22 protein-coding genes are annotated in these 18602 nt (G+C 58.6%); 2 read left to right on the top strand and 20 right to left on the bottom strand.

The window, feature by feature from the left end:
• Positions 1–31 precede the first annotated feature (31 nt).
• The 7 genes from HY298_02160 to HY298_02130 form a co-directional block, all read right to left on the bottom strand.
• Positions 32–973, bottom strand: coding sequence for a ribose-phosphate pyrophosphokinase (locus HY298_02160; GenBank protein ID MBI3849084.1), 942 nt, complete (start codon positions 971–973; stop codon positions 32–34).
• Between the two features lie 16 nt (positions 974–989).
• Complete coding sequence (locus HY298_02155; protein ID MBI3849083.1) at positions 990–1676, bottom strand: dienelactone hydrolase family protein; 687 nt, start codon at positions 1674–1676, stop codon at positions 990–992.
• Between the two features lie 8 nt (positions 1677–1684).
• On the bottom strand, positions 1685–2116 hold the full coding sequence (locus HY298_02150) for a zf-TFIIB domain-containing protein (GenBank protein ID MBI3849082.1): 432 nt from the start codon (positions 2114–2116) through the stop codon (positions 1685–1687).
• Positions 2117–2142: 26 nt separating this feature from the next.
• Complete coding sequence (locus HY298_02145; protein ID MBI3849081.1) at positions 2143–2361, bottom strand: hypothetical protein; 219 nt, start codon at positions 2359–2361, stop codon at positions 2143–2145.
• Complete coding sequence (locus HY298_02140) at positions 2358–2981, bottom strand: TraR/DksA family transcriptional regulator (GenBank protein MBI3849080.1); 624 nt, start codon at positions 2979–2981, stop codon at positions 2358–2360. Before HY298_02140 ends, HY298_02145 begins: the two co-directional genes overlap by 4 nt.
• A 271-nt stretch (positions 2982–3252) precedes the next feature.
• Complete coding sequence (locus tag HY298_02135) at positions 3253–3426, bottom strand: zinc ribbon domain-containing protein (protein MBI3849079.1); 174 nt, start codon at positions 3424–3426, stop codon at positions 3253–3255.
• A 23-nt stretch (positions 3427–3449) separates the two neighbouring features.
• Positions 3450–3953, bottom strand: coding sequence for an ATPase (locus HY298_02130; GenBank protein MBI3849078.1), 504 nt, complete (start codon positions 3951–3953; stop codon positions 3450–3452).
• On the opposite strand from HY298_02130, the gene HY298_02125 reads away from it, so the two are divergent.
• Both HY298_02125 and HY298_02120 read left to right on the top strand, forming a co-directional pair.
• The gene (locus tag HY298_02125) at positions 3888–4370 is read left to right on the top strand and encodes a hypothetical protein (GenBank protein ID MBI3849077.1); all 483 of its coding nucleotides are present in this window, start codon (positions 3888–3890) and stop codon (positions 4368–4370) included. The two genes, HY298_02130 and HY298_02125, sit on opposite strands and share 66 nt — an antisense overlap.
• A 195-nt stretch (positions 4371–4565) precedes the next feature.
• Positions 4566–5192, top strand: a complete 627-nt coding sequence (locus HY298_02120) for a universal stress protein (GenBank protein ID MBI3849076.1) — start codon at positions 4566–4568, stop codon at positions 5190–5192.
• A gap of 349 nt (positions 5193–5541) precedes the next feature.
• Here the strand turns inward: HY298_02120 and HY298_02115 are convergent, their stop codons facing one another.
• From HY298_02115 to HY298_02055, 13 genes are all read right to left on the bottom strand, one after another.
• Complete coding sequence (locus tag HY298_02115) at positions 5542–6012, bottom strand: ATP-dependent DNA ligase (protein MBI3849075.1); 471 nt, start codon at positions 6010–6012, stop codon at positions 5542–5544.
• Positions 5955–7067 carry an AmmeMemoRadiSam system radical SAM enzyme gene (amrS, locus tag HY298_02110; GenBank protein MBI3849074.1) on the bottom strand — a complete coding sequence of 371 codons (1113 nt, stop codon included), beginning with the start codon at positions 7065–7067 and terminating at the stop codon, positions 5955–5957. The genes HY298_02115 and amrS overlap by 58 nt, the downstream gene beginning before the upstream one ends.
• A 7-nt stretch (positions 7068–7074) precedes the next feature.
• Positions 7075–9609 carry an endopeptidase La gene (gene lon, locus HY298_02105; protein ID MBI3849073.1) on the bottom strand — a complete coding sequence of 845 codons (2535 nt, stop codon included), beginning with the start codon at positions 9607–9609 and terminating at the stop codon, positions 7075–7077.
• Positions 9610–9629: 20 nt separating this feature from the next.
• Positions 9630–10046 (bottom strand): Hsp20/alpha crystallin family protein, encoded by a 417-nt coding sequence (locus HY298_02100; protein MBI3849072.1) that lies wholly within the window; start codon positions 10044–10046, stop codon positions 9630–9632.
• A gap of 111 nt (positions 10047–10157) precedes the next feature.
• A complete protein-coding gene (locus HY298_02095) occupies positions 10158–10505 on the bottom strand; it encodes a hypothetical protein (protein ID MBI3849071.1) in 348 nt (115 codons plus the stop codon).
• A gap of 30 nt (positions 10506–10535) precedes the next feature.
• Positions 10536–11021, bottom strand: coding sequence for an adenosine-specific kinase (locus tag HY298_02090; protein MBI3849070.1), 486 nt, complete (start codon positions 11019–11021; stop codon positions 10536–10538).
• On the bottom strand, positions 10978–12066 hold the full coding sequence (locus HY298_02085) for an AIR synthase (GenBank protein ID MBI3849069.1): 1089 nt from the start codon (positions 12064–12066) through the stop codon (positions 10978–10980). The genes HY298_02090 and HY298_02085 overlap by 44 nt, the downstream gene beginning before the upstream one ends.
• Positions 12063–12389 (bottom strand): DUF2878 family protein, encoded by a 327-nt coding sequence (locus tag HY298_02080; GenBank protein ID MBI3849068.1) that lies wholly within the window; start codon positions 12387–12389, stop codon positions 12063–12065. The genes HY298_02085 and HY298_02080 overlap by 4 nt, the downstream gene beginning before the upstream one ends.
• Positions 12390–12650: 261 nt before the next feature.
• Positions 12651–13238: a hypothetical protein gene (locus HY298_02075; protein ID MBI3849067.1), complete on the bottom strand. Its 588-nt coding sequence runs from the start codon at positions 13236–13238 to the stop codon at positions 12651–12653.
• A gap of 57 nt (positions 13239–13295) precedes the next feature.
• Positions 13296–13733: a hypothetical protein gene (locus HY298_02070; GenBank protein MBI3849066.1), complete on the bottom strand. Its 438-nt coding sequence runs from the start codon at positions 13731–13733 to the stop codon at positions 13296–13298.
• A gap of 290 nt (positions 13734–14023) precedes the next feature.
• A complete protein-coding gene (gene dnaJ / locus HY298_02065; protein ID MBI3849065.1) occupies positions 14024–15130 on the bottom strand; it encodes a molecular chaperone DnaJ in 1107 nt (368 codons plus the stop codon).
• Positions 15131–15160: 30 nt separating this feature from the next.
• On the bottom strand, positions 15161–15754 hold the full coding sequence (locus tag HY298_02060; protein MBI3849064.1) for a hypothetical protein: 594 nt from the start codon (positions 15752–15754) through the stop codon (positions 15161–15163).
• A 50-nt stretch (positions 15755–15804) separates the two neighbouring features.
• Positions 15805–18594 (bottom strand): cation-transporting P-type ATPase, encoded by a 2790-nt coding sequence (locus HY298_02055; protein ID MBI3849063.1) that lies wholly within the window; start codon positions 18592–18594, stop codon positions 15805–15807.
• Positions 18595–18602 lie beyond the last annotated feature (8 nt).

Raw genomic sequence — 18602 nt, 5'->3', positions numbered from 1 at the left:
GAACTGCGCTCCGGCCTGAATGAACTCCACGTCACTTGAATAAATCGCTGATGGATTCCCGGTTTGCGAGGCGGCCAATCGCGGCCGCCAACAGCGGAGCAACGCTCACGACGCGAAGCACGGGCCAGTTCGCTTCATGTAGTGGCACCGTGTCCGTAACAAGAATTTCGCGCAGCGCGGGGTGGCTAAGTTGTGCGCGAGCGCCTTCCACCAACACACCGTGCGTGGCAGCAACCCTGATTTCCGGTCGAGCCCCCGCCTTGAGCAAGGCCTCAATTGCCCGGGCGATCGTGCCGCCGGTCGAAATCATGTCGTCAATGACCAGGCAAGGTCGATTACGCACCTCGCCAACCACCCGGACAACTCGCGTCTCCGCGCCGCTTTCACGGTGCTTGTGCAACACTGCCGTGGAAAGCCCAAGCAATTGCGCGTATTGACCAGCCATGTGGACCCGGCCTTCGTCAGGCGAGACCACGACAGTCTCGGGCGGCAACCGGTGCTTCAGTTCATCGCAAAGCGTCGGCACCGCGGTGAGATGGTCCACCGGCAGGTGAAAGAATCCTTCGATTTGTGCCGTATGCAGGTCAAGGGTGACCAGATGATTGAGGCCGACAGACTGAAGCAGGCCGGCGACCATGCCCGCCATTATAGGCTCACGGCGCGCATGGCGTTTGTCCGACCGTGCATAACCGAAATAAGGCACAATCGCGGTGACTCGACCGGCGGCAGCCCGTCGGCAGGCGTCCACAAACGCTAGAAGTTGGAACACGTTTTCGGTCACAGGCGGCGAGGTGGACTGAACAATAAAGACTTGGTGCCCACGAACCGGTTCGTCGAGATGAAGAGACAGTTCACTGTCAGGAAACCGTTCAACCGCGCTCGAACTGACGCGATGGTCCAGAACGCGCGCAACCGCGGCGGTCAGGTCCGGATTGGCGCTGCCTGAGAACACCAAATAATTCGACGTTCGCATAAGCTGCCTTCGCGATTCATGGTTTGGCTTCTATGCGGCAGCGCAAGTGACGTTGAAACCAGTCCGCCGCGAGCCGCGCCACTTCTTCCAACGCGCCCGGTTCTTCAAAGAGATGCGTGGCGCGCGGGACAATCTTCAATTCCTTTTCACATCGGAGCTCGGCGAGCGCTTCCTCGTTGAGGCGAATCACAACCTCGTCGTATTCCCCGACGATCAGCAATGTGGGTGACTGGACACGTGGCAAGGCGTTGCCAGCGAGATCCGGACGTCCACCGCGCGACACAACTGCGTTGATCTGTTTGCCCAGTTCTGCCGCTGCCACCAGGGCGGCGCCGCCGCCCGTGCTGGAACCAAAATAGCCGATCCCGTGTTGCTGTGTTTCAGGTTGGGTCGCCAGCCAGCGGGTCGCCTCAACGAGCCGCCTCGCCAACAGACCGATGTCAAACCGAAGCTGGGCCGTGATGTTGTCTTCGAGCTCTTCCTCGCGCGTCAGCAGGTCGAAGAGCAACGTGCCGTTGCCCGACTCACGGATGACCCGGGCCACGAACTGATTGCGCGGGCTGTGCCGGCTGCTCCCGCTGCCGTGCGCGAAGAGCACCACTCCTGCCGAACCGGCTGGAATCTTCAATTCACCTTCCAGATGCGCCTGCTCTGCGGGAATGAGGACATTCCGCGTCACCGCCAACTTCTCCCCCGCTTTCATGGTGCTCTTCATTCTTCTTTCCTCTTTCTGATGCCGGATGGGACTCCGAACTTTTCGGGCCGAGGCTGCTTCCGCTCCTTGACCACCAAGTCCTTAAAGAAGTCCGCGAGAGTGTCGTGCTTCAAATCCCGGAACTCGCCGGCGTCAAAGAAGGAGCCGCCGCAGACGGTGCAGTTCTCGAACCAGATGTGCGGCTGGTCGAGGTCCACCATGCGAAGCATCCGACTGCCGCAACGCGGGCAGTTGATGCGGTCCACTCTGTTGAATTCCTTACCCACCTTCGCCTCACCGATGTCAACCGCATCGGCGCCTTTCATCTTCAGCAACTGGTCTTTCTCCAACTCGTCGAAGAAAATGCCCTGGCAGCTGGTGCAACGATCCACCTCCACACCGGCGAAGGTGACTTTGACCATCGGCGAAATGCATTTGGGACAGTTCATAACACAGAATGGATTGATTCGTGAGGCTAACGATGACAATACTCTCCGAGCGCTTCATTCAACACTGACTCAGTCACCAAAGACGGGTCACGGTTGACCGCCGAGTCTTTCAGGTCCGTTACTGGGACAATCTCCACTTCGGGCACCTTCCCCTGAAGGACCTCACAGAACTCTTCGAGATCGAAGTCGGCCGGCAACTCCTCGCCGCCACACATCGCTTCATCAACATAATATATTTTTCTCATTCGATACCTCCTGTGACTCGAGCGCGTTTCTGTCTTTTGGCTGAGGTTTTCCTGGTTTGGAGATGCTTGCCCGGTGGCGAATAGACATGCAAAAGAGCTTCGTCCTTCGGCGCGGGTTCCTGCGTTTCTTCCTCCGGCGTTTCGGCTTCCTCCAGACTCCGGTTCTGGGGACCACGAACCGAGGCGACCTGCCCGAGTTGAGCGCGACTGACGGCACCCTGCGCCTCGAGCCGATTCTCTACCCCTTTCGAGAAACGAGCCCACGGAACCGCCCGCAGGCGCGCGGGCGAAATCGGCTTCCCGGTTTCCTCGCAGACGCCGTAGCTGCCATTGAGGATGCGCTTGAGCGCTTCTTCAATTTCGAAGAGCGCGTCCTGCTCGGCAGACAGCTCGCTCAGCGCCATGTTGTGATCAAATTCATCCGTGGCGCTGTCGGCCATGTCCATGCTGTGCGGTTCGAGCGGCTGCGACGCGTCATCCAACTTTTCTCCACGCTCCCGCAGCAATCGCTCGCGCAACGTCAGCAGGACGCGATAATGCCACCCCCATTTCGGATCGATTCTCCCCGGCTTCCTGGAATCGGATTGCCAGTGGGGTCTTGCTGGTAAAATGCGTTTCATCTTTTAATGGCTCCGGGTTTCGCACGTACTTCACCAAGAGCTTCCGGACGACAACCGAGTTCTTGCTCTCAGTTTTCTCCTCCGTCTATTTCCTTTCACCATTTGCATGATGATCGAAACCGGTGCATCGGTTTTACATCTTAACACTCCTGCTGCCCGGCTGGGTGCGCTTCCCGTTAATTGGCGAACTTCGGCCATTACTTGCCTGAAGCCAGGTTCGCCCGAGAATTATTCCAAACGCCTGCTTGGTGAGGGGAATTCGCCCCTGCTGTCACCACGTCCCGCTCTTTTTCGACGTGACCGCGACAAAAGGTTCAATGACCTTTTCCAAGTCTGGGCTGTCGCACTTCGGGCAACGAATCTTTTTCGACTCGTGTTCTTTGATCGTCAGAACTTCGCCGAATTTCTTGTGGCATTTGCGGCAAATGTATTCGTAGAGTGGCATATTGTTCCTCATTAGTTTGATGGTTACTGTTCATACCTCCAGTTGGCTCGAGCGAAATATCCTTCCTTGTCGTAATGCAGATCAAGTTCTCCCTTGTAAGCATGATGAACCGCGTCGGCGATGCGCCTCGGAAGGTGAATGTCGGTCGTCTTGATCACCAGCGAGTCGGGATGTTCTTCGATTCGCATGATGCGATGCAGCGGGTGTTCGATGTTCTCTTCCCGCTCGTGATGCCGGGCAAGGTTGATCAATTCCACTTTGTGTGTCCGCACAAACGGGCCGGTTAATATGAGCACGCCGGCGGGGTAATCGTCCTTGGTTCGGTGACAGGCCTGACAGATTGCCTTGTTGGCACTCAGTGGCCATGAATCAACCCACCGCCAGCGACCGTTCAGAAACACCGCGTTGCAGACTGGGCAAACAGTGGGTTCTGAAAGCTTGCGCTTGGTTTTATACGGATCATGAACCATCTCGTGTATCAGACGGTCCCGCCGTGTTCGCGCCGGGTTTTCGGCTCTCGCTTTCATGACCATTCTCCGGGCCTGATGTGGTCAAACTCGATCAATAATGCCACGCACCCCTTCTTTGCTCGCGCAATTGGCACAGCAGAACAGCTTCCCTCTTGCTTCCACGCCGTGGCCGATAATCTTGCACCCGCAATGTTTGCAGAGCGGCGCCAACGCATGAATGGCGCACTCAAAGCTATCAAACACATGGGTCTTGCGGCCCACCTTCACCCGAAACGCCTTGTCATAATCATTTCCACAAACCTCGCACGTTGCCATAAACATCTCCTTTCACTTGTGCGCGTATCGCGCAACGTCATTCCCTTGTTTCGTATCAATTACACTTTTGTCGCGCTCACGCGAATCTGCTCCACTGATCTTGCCAAACGTTGGTCGTTTCTTGGTGGTAGGATGCGAGACCGCGCTTTCAAGCATTAACATTTCTAAGGGAAGCCCGTCGGATCCCACTCAGGCGGTTCTTGCTGGGTATTTTGCCTAACACCGCTTTGAGCGAAAAACTTCGCCCGCTCTCAACATCGAACTGGCAAAAGCATTCACGAACAAGGAACGGTTCGACTTTGGCAAGAATCGTGGAGTCCAAAATCCGTTTCGGACGTACGAAAGAATTGGGATATGAAAATCGAATCTGAGCACAAAAGGACAAGCCCGCCGGTCGAACTCAAGTCGAGGGACACACGGTTGTTGGACATGGAGCCGTTGCCTTCGAAATCAGCCGCGTTCGGGATCAAGATCAAGAGAATCCTGGTGCCAACTGATTTCTCGGATTGCTCCAAACGGGCGTTGCGCAGCGCCATCGCGTTTGGCAAGCAATACGGAGCCGAGGTCACGTTGCTCGCCGTGGTTCCGGACGAACCCACCAGCTTCGAGTACGGCGAGGCGGAATACGTTTCCTGGCTGGAACGGCGGCAGGAAAGCTACGAACGCGAATTGAGCAAACTGATTGACGCGATCGATGGTGACGTGCCGATTCATTCTCTCGTCAAGACCGGAAGGCCGTTTCGGGAAATCGTCTGCGCCGCCAAATCGTTGAACGCCGATGTAATCATCATTGCCACACATAGTGGACGAGGGACTTTCTCTTCCACCTTGGGCAGCACGACGGAGAAAGTCATCCGATATGCTCACTGCCCGGTGATCGTTGTCCGGGAGAAAGGGCGCGACGTGTTCTCGACGTCACCCTGCAACTGCGATGGCCCGGAAACAGTGTCCAATCCGGCTGCGGGCAAACCATGGAAATGATTTTTCAGCTTTGGTTTGCCGGCGACTAAAGCAGCAACGCGGAGCGCCGCCTCGCAGCAATCTGCTGCCACAACCAACTTGATCCATGCGGAAGAAACCTTCGTACTGTCCGCGCATCGTGAGTAAATCTGCCGAAACGGAACAGCAAGGACGAGCGTCCTTGCAACCCCAAGGGAAGCAGATCCGTGATCGGCGGGAGCTTCGCCCTTCGAAACCACAGCGCGCCTGTCCGCTCCCGTTGACGCTCGTGTCATTTACTCCGGCCATTGTTTGGAGCAGCTACAAGGGCGTGACAACACTGTGAGGGGCTTCATTGGTTTGTCGTGATTCAATTTTGACAGATGGTGATTCATTCTTTGGTTCGCATCAGCAGCCAACGGTTCGCTCCTCCGCCTTTGAATCGCACGAGACTGTAGGTTCCATCCAATCGTTCCCCGTGCAACGTGAAAACAATTTTGTCAGGACTCCACTCCTGCAGGTCGTAATGCCCGCGGTCCCAAATCCGCACCGTGCCCGCGCCGTAGTTGCCCGCAGGAATGGTTCCCTCGAAACCGCCGTATTCCAGAGCATGGTCATCAACCTGGATGGCCAGCCGCTTCGTCCCCGGTTCGTCAGGGACCCCTTTCGGAACCGCCCAGCTTTTTAGCACACCTTCTTTTTCGAGCCTGAAATCAAAGTGATGCGTCCGGGCTTGATGCTCCTGAATGACAAATCGTGCTGACATTCCTGATGGCGATTGCCAAAGCCGTCCAACTTCTGCCGCTATTGCGAATCGTCGGGTTGACTGCGAATAAACACCGGTCGGCGCCGCCTGCCCCATCGTCCCGGCTGCGGATCAAAGTGCCCGGCCAGGCGTGACGCACAGAACGGACAGTTGCCGTTCGCATCCAGGTTCCATTGGCCCAGTCGATACCAGTTCCGTTCGATCAGCAACCGGCGACAAGCAGGACAATAAGTGGATTGTCCTTCCACGTCCTCCACGTTGCCCGTGTAAACGTGATGGATTCCTGCGCTCAAGGCCTGCAGGCGGGCCCGCGTCAGAGTCGCTGGCGGCGTTGGCGGAACATCAAGCATTTTGAAGTCGGGATGAAACGCAGAGAAGTGCAGCGGCACATCCGGCCCGAGGTTCTTGGCAAACCAGTCGCACAGCCGTGCAACTTCTTGTTCCGAGTCGTTGTGGTCTGGAATGAGCAGGGTCGTGACTTCCAACCAAACCTTGGTCTCGTGCTTCAGCCAGCGCAACGTGTCGAGCACGGCGCCTAATTCAGCGAAGGAAATCTTTTGGTAGAACTGCTCCGTAAATGCTTTCAAGTCGATGTTGGCCGCGTCCATGTGCGCGTAGAATTCCTTGCGCGGCTCGGGGTTCATGTAGCCGGCTGACACCGCCACGGTCTTGATGCCACGTTCATGTGCGGCGATGGCGCAGTCGATGGCATACTCGGCGAAAACCACCGGGTCGTTGTAAGTAAAGGCGATGCTTCGGCAGCCTGAGTTGAACGCAGCTTCTGCGACCGCTGCCGGCGTGGCCCAGGCGCTGAGGCGGTCGTCCTCGCGCGCTTTTGAGATGTCCCAGTTCTGACAGAAGCGACAGCCGAGATTGCAGCCCGCGGTGCCGAAGGAGAGAACACTCGTCCCCGGATAGAAGTGATTCAAAGGTTTTTTTTCGATGGGATCAATGCAGAAGCCTGACGCGCGACCATAACTCGTCAGAACAACACCGCCGTCGCGGGCCTGGCGAATGAAGCAGAACCCCCGCTGTCCTTCCTGCATCTTACAGAAGCGCGGACACAGGTCGCATTGGATGCGACCGTCTTCGAGCCGGTGCCACCATTCGCCGCGCACTACGCCCGGGTCTATCATCGGCCGTACTTCCATACCAGTTTCACGCGGGCGTCACAGCCCGACGATGCGTCTTGGCCGCTGGGCGCAACCTCTGGGCGGAAGTATTCACTTTCCTCGCACCTTCTGGTTTGCTCAGAGGCTTGCGATTGGTTCTTTCCAGCGCTGCCGCGAGCACTTCATCGACGGTCTCTGCCAGCGTGAATTTCAGCTTCTTTTTGACCTCCGCCGGCACGTCAGGCAGGTCCTTTTCATTCAACTTGGGGATAACAACGTGTTGAATGCCGGCGCGCATTGCAGCCAACACTTTTTCCTTCAAACCGCCGATCGGCAGCACCAAACCGCGCAACGTAATCTCGCCGGTCATCGCAACCGTCGAACGCACGGGCGTTTGCGTGAACAGAGACGCGAGCGCGGTGAACATGGCGACGCCGGCGGATGGCCCATCCTTGGGCACCGCCCCGCTTGGCACGTGCACGTGGATGTCGGTGTCCTTGAATGCGTCGGCTTCAATGCCGAGTTCCTTCACACGACTGCGCACGAGACTCAACGCGGCCTGCGCCGATTCCTTCATCACGTCGCCGATCTGTCCCGTGAGTGTGATGTTGCCTTTGCCCGGATAGCGCGTGGCCTCAATGTGCAAAATTTCGCCGCCGGCAGGCGTGTAGGCAAGACCTGTGACGACGCCCGGTCGATTCGTCTTTAGCCGTGTCTCGCGGACGTATTTGGCAGGGCCGAGTATCGTCTGCACCATTTCCGGCGTGACGCTGACATGCGCGCGCTCACCTTTGGCGACTTGCGCCGCCACAGCACGGCAGACGGCACCAACCTGCCGTTCCAATTCGCGCACGCCGGCTTCGCGAGTGTAATCTTCAACAACCTTCGTCAGCGCCGGGGCCGACCACTTGCATTGCTCCGACTTCAAACCGTTTTCCGTGAGCTGCCGTTTCACGAGGTAGTTCCTGGCGATTTCGAGTTTCTCGCGTCCGGTGTAACCGGGAATCTCGATGACTTCCATGCGGTCGCGCAACGCCGGCGGCACGGGGTCCATCACGTTTGCGGTAGTGATGAACATGACCTGTGAGAGATCGAACGGCACGTCCAGGTAATGGTCAACGAAAGAGTGATTCTGCTGTGGATCGAGCACTTCGAGCAGCGCGCTGGCTGGGTCGCCGCGGAAGTCGGCACCAATCTTGTCCACTTCGTCGAGCATGATTACGGGATTCCGTGTGCCGAGGCGGCGCAATTCCTGAATGAGCCGGCCGGGCATCGAGCCGATGTAAGTCCGGCGATGCCCCCGAATCTCCGCCTCATCGCGCATTCCGCCGAGACTCATGCGCGTGAACCTGCGACCGAGCGCATCCGCAATAGACTGGCCGAGACTGGTCTTGCCCACTCCGGGTGGGCCGACGAAGCAAAGAATGGCGCCGCGCCCTTCGGGATTCAGCTTGCGCACGGCGAGATACTCGATGAGCCGGCGCTTCACTTTCTCCAAATCGAAATGGTCACGGTCGAGAATCTTCTGCGCTCGGCGCAAGTCCAGATTGTCCTCGGTCAGCTTGCTCCACGGCAGTTCCGCAATCGTTTCGACATAGCTGACGATGACGGAGAACTCCGCGCTGGCTGGCGGCACGTAGTTGAGTCGCTTCAATTCACGCTCGGCCTGCTCCATCACCTGCTTGGGAGGCTTGGCTTCCTCCAGGCGTTTCCGAAGCTGATCGACCTGCCGCCCGACTTCCTGCTCGCCTTCGCCCAGTTCGCGTTGAATCGCGCGAAGTTGTTCGCGCAAATAGGCGCGACGTTGCATGTCGGTGAATTGCGAAGTAACGTCTTTCTGCAATTTCTGCTGGATGCGGGCAATCTCAAGCTGGGACGAGACACGCTGCTGCACTGCCTGGACTCGCTTCAATACGTCGAGTTCTTCGAGCACCTCCTGCTTCTGCGCCACTTCCAAATTCAGATTGCTGGCGACGAAATCCGCGAATTGGCCGGCGTCCTTAAAGTTCATCAGGGCGGCACGCAACTCATCGGGCAAATCTGGCGTCAACTCCACTAGCTGCGCCGACGTCTCGCGCAGGTTGCGAAACGCGGCCTCGGCTTCCTTGTCTGCCACAGATGGAGGAATGGACGCGAGCAATTCCACCTCGGCGCGCAGGAACGGTTGCGTCTGGAGGACGGTTCGAATGCGAAACCGGTGCAGTCCGTGGACAACAAGAACAACCGCGTCATGGCTCTGGCGCAAGAGCTTCAGCACCAGCGCGGCTGTGCCGACGCGATAGAGGTCGTCCGGCCCTGGGTTGTTGTTTTCCGCCACGCGCTGGGTGAGGATACCGATGATTTTGTTCTGCGGCAAACTCTCCTCCAAAAGCTTGATAGATTCAGGTCGCCCGATCCTGACCGGCGCGACCGTGCCTGGAAACAGAACCAGGTTGCGCGTCGGCAGAATCGCCAGCACGTCAGGAATCTTCGGCTCGCCTTGATCTTCTGGCTTGTTGGCCACGACAGCGGGAGGAGGGGCCGTCGCTTCTGATGCCGAACCGGCCAGCGTCGAATCCTTAATGGAGGGTTGTGTATCCATACTATCCAAAAAGGGTGGTTTCACCCCGGCGGGCGCAGCGGCAGGTAAATCCACAGCAGACCATTGCGCTGCTCGGCCTGCACTTCGTTGGACTCGACCTCCTCAGCCAGCGCCACTTCGCGCTCGAACGGTCCATGGTCAATCTCCAGCGCGAGGATTTGCATCGGCCGTCCTTCGGTTTCATCCGGTTCGAGCGGCTGACGCCGGCCACGGATCAACACGCGCCGCGATTCCACCCGGACATCGATCTGCGATTTGTCCACCCCGGCCAAATCCACGCAGATGATGACGCTGTCACGACATCGATAGGCGTTGATCGCCGGGCACCAATTTTCGTACGGACGGAACGACGAAAACCGAACCTTGGTGAGTTCGTAAACGATGCCGCTCAAGCGACCCTGCAACTGTTTCAAGTAAATGCTATGAATGTCTTCCATACTTGCCTCACAAAACTTGTTCTGAACAAATGCTGACGTTCGTCATGGTTTCGGGTCACCCGCGTCACGAATCCTAAGCCTTACAATCTCAACCCGGTACTCGCGTTCTGTCTAACTACTTCTTGCCTGAGCTTGGACATAAATTGCTGCCGGCGATTCTCTAAAGTACTGGTAAAGAGCCGGACACAGCCAACCTTCCATATCGAACTCTGGGCTGTAATACCAGTTGCCGCCATGCTCTTCGCGCCGCCATTCCAACTTCACCATGCGACCGGGAAACGGCGCGGCGGAAAACAAAAGTCGAAAACCTTTGTCGGCGTTCGGCAGGTTGAGGACGAGGCGGTCCATCATGACATCCGCCCCACTGACGAACGGCTCGCGGTGCAATCCCACGCGCGGGTCGTCGAAGACCCACATGGCTTCGTACTTGTAAGGCGCAATGACGAAAATTGAGTTCATGCTCATTCGACGCCATCCGCAGTCCACCGCTCAAAGCTTGTAACCTATTTGTCGGAGAAAGCCTTTGCGCCATGCAATCTCCGCCTCGTCCTCGACACCCTTCGGCGACCAACCGTCCACCACTCCCAGGATTCCGCGGCCCAGTTCGGTTTGCGCGATCAAAACCTCGGCCGGATTCGCCGTGGCACAGAAGATTCGGCACACTTCCGGCACTTGCTTGAGCGTGTTGAGCACGTTCAGCGGATAGAACCCATCGCCGAGGAACACGATAAAGCTGTGTCCCGCACCAATCGCCTGGGCGTTGTTTTTCGCCAGATCAGTCATCGCCGCATCGGTGCCGCTCCAGCGCACGAGACATTTTCCCGACGCCTCGCAAAAGGCCAGCCCGAACCGGATGCCAGGCACGGCACCGACGAGTGCTTCATGGATGTCCTCAACGCTCTTGATGAAGTGTGTCTGCCCGAGAATGAAATTAATAACGTCGGGCTTTTCGATTTTTACGATAGTCAGATTCATGTTTGCTCCTTTGCTTTCGAGTCGATTCAAACAACCGCGCGATTGCGTCTCGAGCCGGCGGGCACAGAGGCGAGCGTTTGTCACGCGAGATTTCCCACACACCGGCAGGGCCGCGTTCAACCCAGCCGATTTGCGCGCAAACGATTCCTTCACCCTCCAAGGCACGTTGGATGTTGCGGGCATCCTTTTTTGGCGTGGTCAGCAATAGCGCGCCGGAAGCAATCGCCCTGAGCGGGTCAAGGCGCAAGCTCCGACAAACTCGCGCTGACAGTGGTGGCACCGGCACAGCCGAGCGCTCGAAGCAAATCCTCCGCTCGCTTGCCTCGGCCAGTTCCCAAAGTGCCATCGCCAATCCTCCCTCCGTCGGATCGTGCATCGCCGTCACCTGGCCGGCGCGCAGTGCAATTCGAGCATCCCGCACGACACTAATGCCGGGTTTGTGCAGAAACGCCCGGGCTTCCCGAAGCTCTGCGGCGCTGAGCACACCCGCCAGCCGCTCGGGAAACTCCCGCGCCAAAATCGCTGTCGCTTCAATCGGCACACCTTTGGTGAGCAGCAGCCGGTCACCGGGTCGCACGCCGCGCGGCGTGATCAAATGCTGCCCCTTCACTTCGCCAATGAGCGTTCCCGCGAGAATGGGTTGTTTCAGGTCATGTGTGATTTCCGTGTGGCCGCCGATGATCGTCACGCCGATTTCGGAGCAAGCAACCTGGACTTGTTCTGTGATACGTTCGACGGACTTTGCGCTCGTCTTCCCTTCGGGCAGAAGCATCGTGAGCAAGAGCCAGCGCGGTTGGGCGCCGGTCGTAGCGATGTCGTTCGCGTTCACCTGAACAAGGTAGTAACCGATCTCGTCCGCCGCGAAAGTAATCGGGTCGGACTTCAACACGAGCAGTCGTTCGCCGAAACGCACGACAGCACAGTCTAAACCGACGCCCGGCCCGACGACGACGCGTGGGTCTTTCGACTCGAACCTGCCGACCAGCTTTGCCAAGAGGTCCGATGGCAGTTTGCCTACGGGCAGATTGCGTAGCCGCGCGTTCATTTTGTTTTGAGCAGCGTGTTGCAAAGCCGCTTTACGAAGAGGGCGGCGATGCCCCAAAGGCAGGGTAGCCAAATGGGCACGAGAAAAAGCGGCTCGGCGTAGGTCCATGCGCCGAAGTAAACGGCCATCGCCTCGCCCAACGGCCCGAGCACGAACCCCGCAAGGTAGAAAAGCACGTCACTGCGCCGATGCCAACGCCACAGCATCCACGCACCGATGATGGACAAACACAGAAGCAATACCACAGGCTCGTGCCATAACAGACTTACGAGTGAAAGACAGGAAACATAGATCGCCGCTTCAATGAGCAAATCCTTTTTCATTGCAATCCTTCGTGGACCTTTTCCAGTACCTTGCGCGATTGTGTTGGACTGTTTCCAGTGGATGGCGGAGTGCTCCATTTAAACGCCACTGTGACCACCATGCAAATGACCGCACCTGTCAGCGCCAAGCTCATGTCCTTCGGCGAGGATGCGCGCGACTTCCTCCAGTTGTCCGGCAATGTCTTCGTTGATGACCAAAGGCATGGGAAGTTCAGTCGTGATTGGGCCACCGTTTTGATTCTGCTGTTGCCATGGTGGTTTCTACCGGACTCTTTCAACGGTTCCTATCACGATGTTGTCCAACTCCTGCAACGGACCCAGCGGTTTCACCTTCTTTTCGTTGCGATCAACCTCCGGCTGTCCAGAATAGAGTTTGTAAACGACCAAGCCGTCGCGGAGGAGGAGCAACCCCTTGAACTGCCATCCGGTTTCATGGGTGTTTCGCTGAAAGCCGAATATGTCCAACAGCACGTTGCCGTGGCGCTGGCTTCGAATCTCGTTCAACTCGACCTCCAAAGCCATGGATTTCTCCCGCCCCTCGATGCAACTGCGGACGGCTTTGTCCAAGTCGTCTTTGGTGATCGCCTGGTTCGGCAGGAAGCGCTGGATGAGATCGAGATAAGTCAAGACGCGGACGTTGGGATTGGCGTTCGGGTCAAGACCAAGTTCCGAAAGCGCGTTCGTTCCCGTTTCGTTCGGCACGATACGGTCGAAAGCGTCCCTCGCCTCGCTGTAAGATTTCCATCGCGATTTCGTGGCGGTCTGCGAATGAGGCAACAAGGACGAGCATCCCGATACAAACATCGGAAGGGCGACCAGCACGATCAGTCTCAGACAGGTCCGATTCATCGCATGATCGGCTCGCGGCCAAGTTGCTGGACATGTCGGCGAGCCCGCAATTCCAGCTTAAATTCCCAGTGCTTCGACTTTGATGACGGAATTCAAACCCCTGAAGGGATTGGTGGCGAACCGTGTCGCCATCGGATCGTCCTGCCACCGGCCATCGACGATGAGCCGGTATTCGTAGCGCCCTGGTTTGAGCATCACTTCCGCCGTCCATTTGCCGGCGCTTTGCGGCTTCATGGGCGTCGCGCGAGTCTGCCAATTGTTAAACGTGCTGGCGAGCGAAACGTCCGTGGCCGCTAGGTTAAAATATTCGAAGATGACGGGTTGTAATTCCGAGTGGATAAAGTGCTCCTGCAAAAGAGCCAAAGGCTGGGTCTCCTTCTCGCTTTGGAAAGGCGTAAGCTTGACTGCATTCTGCGCGAGCGGTTTCTTTTTGCCCACACCACCGACGTCTGGTTGAGGAATTCTGTTTTTTTTGCGAGACGCCATCTTTTTCATAAGAAAGCTTTTCCTAACCGTCTAGTTTAATCTCTTCTCGACAACAGCCGCTTACCATATCTTGGCCAACACCCATCGGAATTTGCGCCGTCTCATGCAGGCCAGCGCTCAACGCGTGTAACTGAACGCCGTCTTCCACCAAATTTCTCTCGCAACGACTGATCCAGAGCAGCTTGAATCATCAGGTATTCGCCGAGATTCTCCGCGGTGAGGATGCCTATGAGTTCGCCCTTCTGCGTTGAGGGAGAGTCGAGTCTCTGTCACGGACGGGCTGCTGTTGAAGCTGGCGCTCATTTGTCTTTGCGCCGAATGGCCTGTAAGCGTTCGAACAATTTCCGCTCCTCCGGAGAGAGTTTCTGCGGAACGCGCACGTTGACGCGGATGTAGAGGCTGCCGTGGCCGCGCGCCTTGAAGTTGGGCAAGCCTTTGCCATCCAGGCGCAGCACGGTGTCCGGCTGCGTGCCGGAAGGCACGTTCACCTTCACTTCGCCGTCGAGCGTGGGCACATTGATTTTCGTGCCGAGGGCAGCGTCTGCAACGTCGATGGTTGCATCGCGCCACAGGTCGGCGCCGTGCCGCTCGAATCGCGCGTCAGGTTCGCTGCGGATGGCGACAAGCAGGTCGCCAGGTACGACACCCTTCTGCGGCGACGCATAGCCGTGGCCGGGGACGCGCAAGGCCATTTCTTCCTCGACTCCGGGGGGAACTTTTACCGTGATTTTCTCCTCGCGCTCGACTTCGCCGCGACCCTCACACTTGGGGCACGGCTTGTCGATGAACTGGCCTCTGCCGTCGCATTCGGGGCAGGTGGTGATTTGTTGGAACATCACGCCGCCATCACGACGGCTGGTGGTCTGCCGCCCGGACCCCTTGCACCTCTCGCAAGAGCGCGGCTTCGTACCAGGTCTGCAACCCGTGCCCTCACATTCCGGGCATTTCTCCGAGCGTGGCACGCGCACGATGGCCTCGCCGCCGCTGGCTACTTTCTCCAGCGGAATGGTGAGTATGATCTCGATATCCTCACCTCGCGCTGGTCCGCCTCGTCCGAAGAAGCGCTCGAACAAACCGCCGCCGCCGCCACTCATTCCAAAGTCGAAGCCGAAGCCGCGGCCACCGAAGATCTCTTCAAAGTTGATCCCGCCAAACAGATCCTCTGCGGAATAGCTCGCGACACCCGCAAACCCTCCGGTGTCATACTCGGCGCGCTTCTTCGGGTCGGAGAGCACCGCGTAGGCCTCGGCGATCTCCTTGAACTTCTCCTCCGCGCCCCGCTCCTTGTTCCGGTCGGGATGATACTTGAGCGCGAGTTCGCGGAAGGCGTCCTTGATCTTCTTTTCGTCCGCCTCGCGCGGGACGCCGAGGACTTCGTAGAAATCGCGCTGGGTGGTGGCAGGCATGAAGCAGCCTTTGGCGTCGTCATTGGTGGTTCACGGTTTCTCGTGGTGCCCCGCCGGATGCGCGTCTGTTTCGCCGGACTCCCCGGGATGGCCGTGGACTGCGCCCTTGGCTGCCTGATGCAGTCCCTCGATATAGTGAATGTAGGCGACGTAGGCGTTCACGTAAGCGCGACCGGTCTCGACGTCATCGTGGCGGAATTTCCTTTTCGCCAGCGCCTCTTTGAATCGTTCGTGCAGGCCGTGTTCCATCTCGTTCGAGAGCAGGCGCTGCACCGGTTCGAGTTGGCCGGTCTCCAGCGCCTTGTCTCCGGCGGGAATGGCCGGGCCGAGGTCGCGCCCGGCGGGCTTGAGGCCGGTGTAGGGCGCGCCTTCGCCGGCGCGATGGATGCGCACGAGCATCTCGAAGAAATAGGTGTCCGCCAGTTCGCGCGCCTCAGCGTTCAGCTTTCGCACGGCGAGTGTTTTCTGAAACACCGCTTTAATTTCGGCTTCATCGTTCTTTTGCACCCAGATGAGAACCAGGTTGACGTTGCCTTCAGCCAGCGCGCGCTGCGCAGCTTTGACCACCGGGCCATCCAGGCTGTCGCAATGGGCGAAAGTCCGAAGCGAGCTGAATGAGAGCATCGCCAGCACGATCGCGCTGACGGATGTTGAGACAAGCGAGTGTTTCATTTTCATGCGTTTTTCTCCGTTGGTTTAAGTTCAGTTGAAGTGGTCGAGGTGGTTGTTCGATGCCGCGATTTGAGGTTCCTTCTGTAATTGAGCGAGGACGGTCCGACACAACTGGCGCTTGACCGTGTGCGCACGATCCATTTGCGAAGTTCTTCCAGCGCCAACATGCCCAGCGCGAAGGGAAGGACGAACAGCCACGCTTTGATGGGTATGGGCGCGGTGCCGAAGACAGCGTTGCCCCACGATGTGTAATCAATGGCCAGAATGAGCGAGAGTTCGACCCCGAGGCCAAGCCAGATCAGCGGATTGCTGAACAGGCCGAAGCGGAACACGGATTCGCGTCGGCTGCGGCACAGAAAAACGTTCGCGACTTGCATGATGATGATAGCGGTCAAACAGGCCGTGGTGGCTTGCAGGTAAAGGGGCGCGTTTGCGGGGAGCGTTTCGCCGTAGCGCCAGCCGCCCTGGCGCAGGACGAAGAAAAACGCCGCCAACGCCGCCGCCGCCTGCATCGGCCCCAGCCAGAGATAAGCGCGCGCGATAAGCGCCCAGTCCAGCAGCCGTTCGGCTCGCGGACGAGGCGGCAGGCGCATGACGTTCGGCCCGGGCTTTTCCGCGCCAAGACCCAATGCAGGCACCATGTCGGTCCCGAGATCCACGGCAAGAATCTGAATGACCGTCAGTGGCAGTGGAATCTTGAACAGCACGAATGCCAGGTAAGGCATCAACTCCGGCACGTTTGAGGTCAGGATGTAGGTCAGGAATTTGCGGATGTTCGCGAAGACGGCGCGGCCTTCTTCGATCGCGGCGACGATGCTGGCAAAATTGTCATCCAGCAGAACCATGTCCGCCGCCTCGCGCGCCACGTCGGTTCCGCTGAGGCCCATGGCGATCCCGATGTCGGCCTGCTTCAGGGCGGGCGCGTCGTTCACCCCGTCACCCGTGACCGCGACAATCTCCCGCTTTCGTTTCAACGCGGCAACGATGCGCATCTTCTGGTCGGCGGCAACGCGTGCGAAGAGAATCTCCGGGGCGTCGAGCGCAAGTTGGAGCTGTGTGTTGGAGAGGCGATGCAACTGCTCACCGGTGATGACCACTGGCGCATTGGAGCGCACCAGATCGATCTCCCGTCCAATGGCCAGCGCGGTCTGCGGATGGTCGCCCGTAACCATGATGACCTTGATGCCCGCAGCGCGGCATTGAGCGATGGCCGCGGTGACTTCCGGGCGGGGCGGATCCTCGAGCCCGACAAGTCCGGTCAACGTCAGCCGCTCCTCCAGATGCTCGCGCTCGCATCGCGTCGGCACCGGGCGGTGCGCGAAGGCCAGCACGCGCAAACCCGCCGCTGCCATCGCCTCCTCCGCCGCGCGGAAGCGCGCGCGGAGTGCATCGGTGAGCGGCATAAGCGCGCCGTCCAGCTCGGCCAGTTCACACCGGGGCAGCACCACTTCCGGCGCGCCCTTGAGATAAAGCACCGCGCCCTCCGGTGTCTGCTGCACCGTCGCGAGCCGCCTGCGCTGCGAGTCGAAAGGAATCTCATCGAGACGCGGAAACTCCGGATTGTCCAGGCCGACGTTCGCTGCCATCTGGACAATGGCGATTTCCATCGGATCGCCGAACCACTGGCCGTAGCCGGCGCGCTTGCCGGGTTTGACATTGTGGCAGAACCAGGCCGTCTCAAAAAATCGCCGATGCGTCGTGACGAACGAGCCGGACTGTGCGATTTCCCGCGGATCCACCACCTGTCCATCCAGGTAGAGGCGCGTCACGGCCATTTCGTTTTGCGTGAGCGTTCCGGTTTTGTCCGTGCAAATCACCGTGGTCGAGCCAAGCGTTTCAACCGCCGGCAAATGGCGGATGAGGGCGTGGCGTCGCGCCATGCGCTGGGAGCCCATCGCCAGCGCGAGCGTGACCGTGGGCAACAAGCCTTCGGGCACGTTCGCCACGATAATCCCGATCGCGAAAATGAAGTTGGCCCAGAACGAGAGTCCGATCGCGCGGCCAATGAAAAAGAAAATGACGCCCAATCCCAGCGCCAGCACGGCGACGAGATGACTGAGCCGGACAATTTCCTTCTGCAGCGGCGACATCGGTTCCTTCGCCGACTGCGTAAGGCGCGCGATCTTGCCAAATTCCGAATGTGCGCCCGTGGCAAATACCAGCGCCTTCGCCTGGCCGGATACAAGCCATGTGCCCGCGAGCAGGACGTTGGCGCTGTGGAGCAGTTCGGGTTCGCTCGACGGTCCCGAGTCGCGGGCGTGAGGAAGCGATTCGCCAGTCACCGTGGCATTGTTGACGCGCACGTCGAACCCCTCAAGTAGCCGGCAGTCGGCAGGAACGTTGGCGCCTTCTTCCAGCAGGACGATGTCACCGGGGACGAGTTCCGCGGCGGGAATTTTTTCCGCCTGACTCTCCCGCAGCACAGTCGCTTCCCGCGGGAGGAGACGTTGCAGCGAGTGGATGGCTTTCTCCGCGCGAAACTCCTGCCAAAAGGAGAACACGCCGTTGACGGCGATGACGCCGATCATGGCGAAGCCCAATGTTGCCATGCCATGGCCCGGACCCCACCAGTCTGCCAGGAAGGCCAGACCGGCGGCCACCCACAGAATGATGGCAAAGAAGTGCGTGAAATCTTTGAGAAAGCGCAGCGCCAGTGGTTCGCCGCGAACGCGCTCGACGATGTTCGGCCCGAACTCCGCGAGACGGCGGGCCGCTTCCTTCGCGTAAAGTCCTTCCCCTCTGCTCTGCAAGCTGGCGAATGCGTCGGAGACTGTTAAATGGTGAATCTTCATTCGATCGC

It is taken from the genome of Verrucomicrobiota bacterium, from assembly GCA_016200005.1.
Lineage (GTDB): Bacteria > Verrucomicrobiota > Verrucomicrobiia > Limisphaerales > PALSA-1396 > PALSA-1396.
This window is presented reverse-complemented; position numbering and strand designations above follow the sequence as displayed.

Coding starts and splice junctions, on each gene's coding strand:
- HY298_02160 (MBI3849084.1), bottom strand. CDS start 973: ATGCGAACGTCGAATTATTTGGTGTTCTCAGGCAGCGCCAATCCGGAC.
- HY298_02155 (MBI3849083.1), bottom strand. CDS start 1,676: ATGAAAGCGGGGGAGAAGTTGGCGGTGACGCGGAATGTCCTCATTCCC.
- HY298_02150 (MBI3849082.1), bottom strand. CDS start 2,116: ATGAACTGTCCCAAATGCATTTCGCCGATGGTCAAAGTCACCTTCGCC.
- HY298_02145 (MBI3849081.1), bottom strand. CDS start 2,361: ATGAGAAAAATATATTATGTTGATGAAGCGATGTGTGGCGGCGAGGAG.
- HY298_02140 (MBI3849080.1), bottom strand. CDS start 2,981: ATGAAACGCATTTTACCAGCAAGACCCCACTGGCAATCCGATTCCAGG.
- HY298_02135 (MBI3849079.1), bottom strand. CDS start 3,426: ATGCCACTCTACGAATACATTTGCCGCAAATGCCACAAGAAATTCGGC.
- HY298_02125 (MBI3849077.1), top strand. CDS start 3,888: ATGAACCATCTCGTGTATCAGACGGTCCCGCCGTGTTCGCGCCGGGTT.
- HY298_02130 (MBI3849078.1), bottom strand. CDS start 3,953: ATGAAAGCGAGAGCCGAAAACCCGGCGCGAACACGGCGGGACCGTCTG.
- HY298_02120 (MBI3849076.1), top strand. CDS start 4,566: ATGAAAATCGAATCTGAGCACAAAAGGACAAGCCCGCCGGTCGAACTC.
- HY298_02115 (MBI3849075.1), bottom strand. CDS start 6,012: ATGGGGCAGGCGGCGCCGACCGGTGTTTATTCGCAGTCAACCCGACGA.
- amrS (MBI3849074.1), bottom strand. CDS start 7,067: ATGGAAGTACGGCCGATGATAGACCCGGGCGTAGTGCGCGGCGAATGG.
- lon (MBI3849073.1), bottom strand. CDS start 9,609: ATGGATACACAACCCTCCATTAAGGATTCGACGCTGGCCGGTTCGGCA.
- HY298_02100 (MBI3849072.1), bottom strand. CDS start 10,046: ATGGAAGACATTCATAGCATTTACTTGAAACAGTTGCAGGGTCGCTTG.
- HY298_02095 (MBI3849071.1), bottom strand. CDS start 10,505: ATGAACTCAATTTTCGTCATTGCGCCTTACAAGTACGAAGCCATGTGG.
- HY298_02090 (MBI3849070.1), bottom strand. CDS start 11,021: ATGAATCTGACTATCGTAAAAATCGAAAAGCCCGACGTTATTAATTTC.
- HY298_02085 (MBI3849069.1), bottom strand. CDS start 12,066: ATGAACGCGCGGCTACGCAATCTGCCCGTAGGCAAACTGCCATCGGAC.
- HY298_02080 (MBI3849068.1), bottom strand. CDS start 12,389: ATGAAAAAGGATTTGCTCATTGAAGCGGCGATCTATGTTTCCTGTCTT.
- HY298_02075 (MBI3849067.1), bottom strand. CDS start 13,238: ATGAATCGGACCTGTCTGAGACTGATCGTGCTGGTCGCCCTTCCGATG.
- HY298_02070 (MBI3849066.1), bottom strand. CDS start 13,733: ATGAAAAAGATGGCGTCTCGCAAAAAAAACAGAATTCCTCAACCAGAC.
- dnaJ (MBI3849065.1), bottom strand. CDS start 15,130: ATGCCTGCCACCACCCAGCGCGATTTCTACGAAGTCCTCGGCGTCCCG.
- HY298_02060 (MBI3849064.1), bottom strand. CDS start 15,754: ATGCTCTCATTCAGCTCGCTTCGGACTTTCGCCCATTGCGACAGCCTG.
- HY298_02055 (MBI3849063.1), bottom strand. CDS start 18,594: ATGAAGATTCACCATTTAACAGTCTCCGACGCATTCGCCAGCTTGCAG.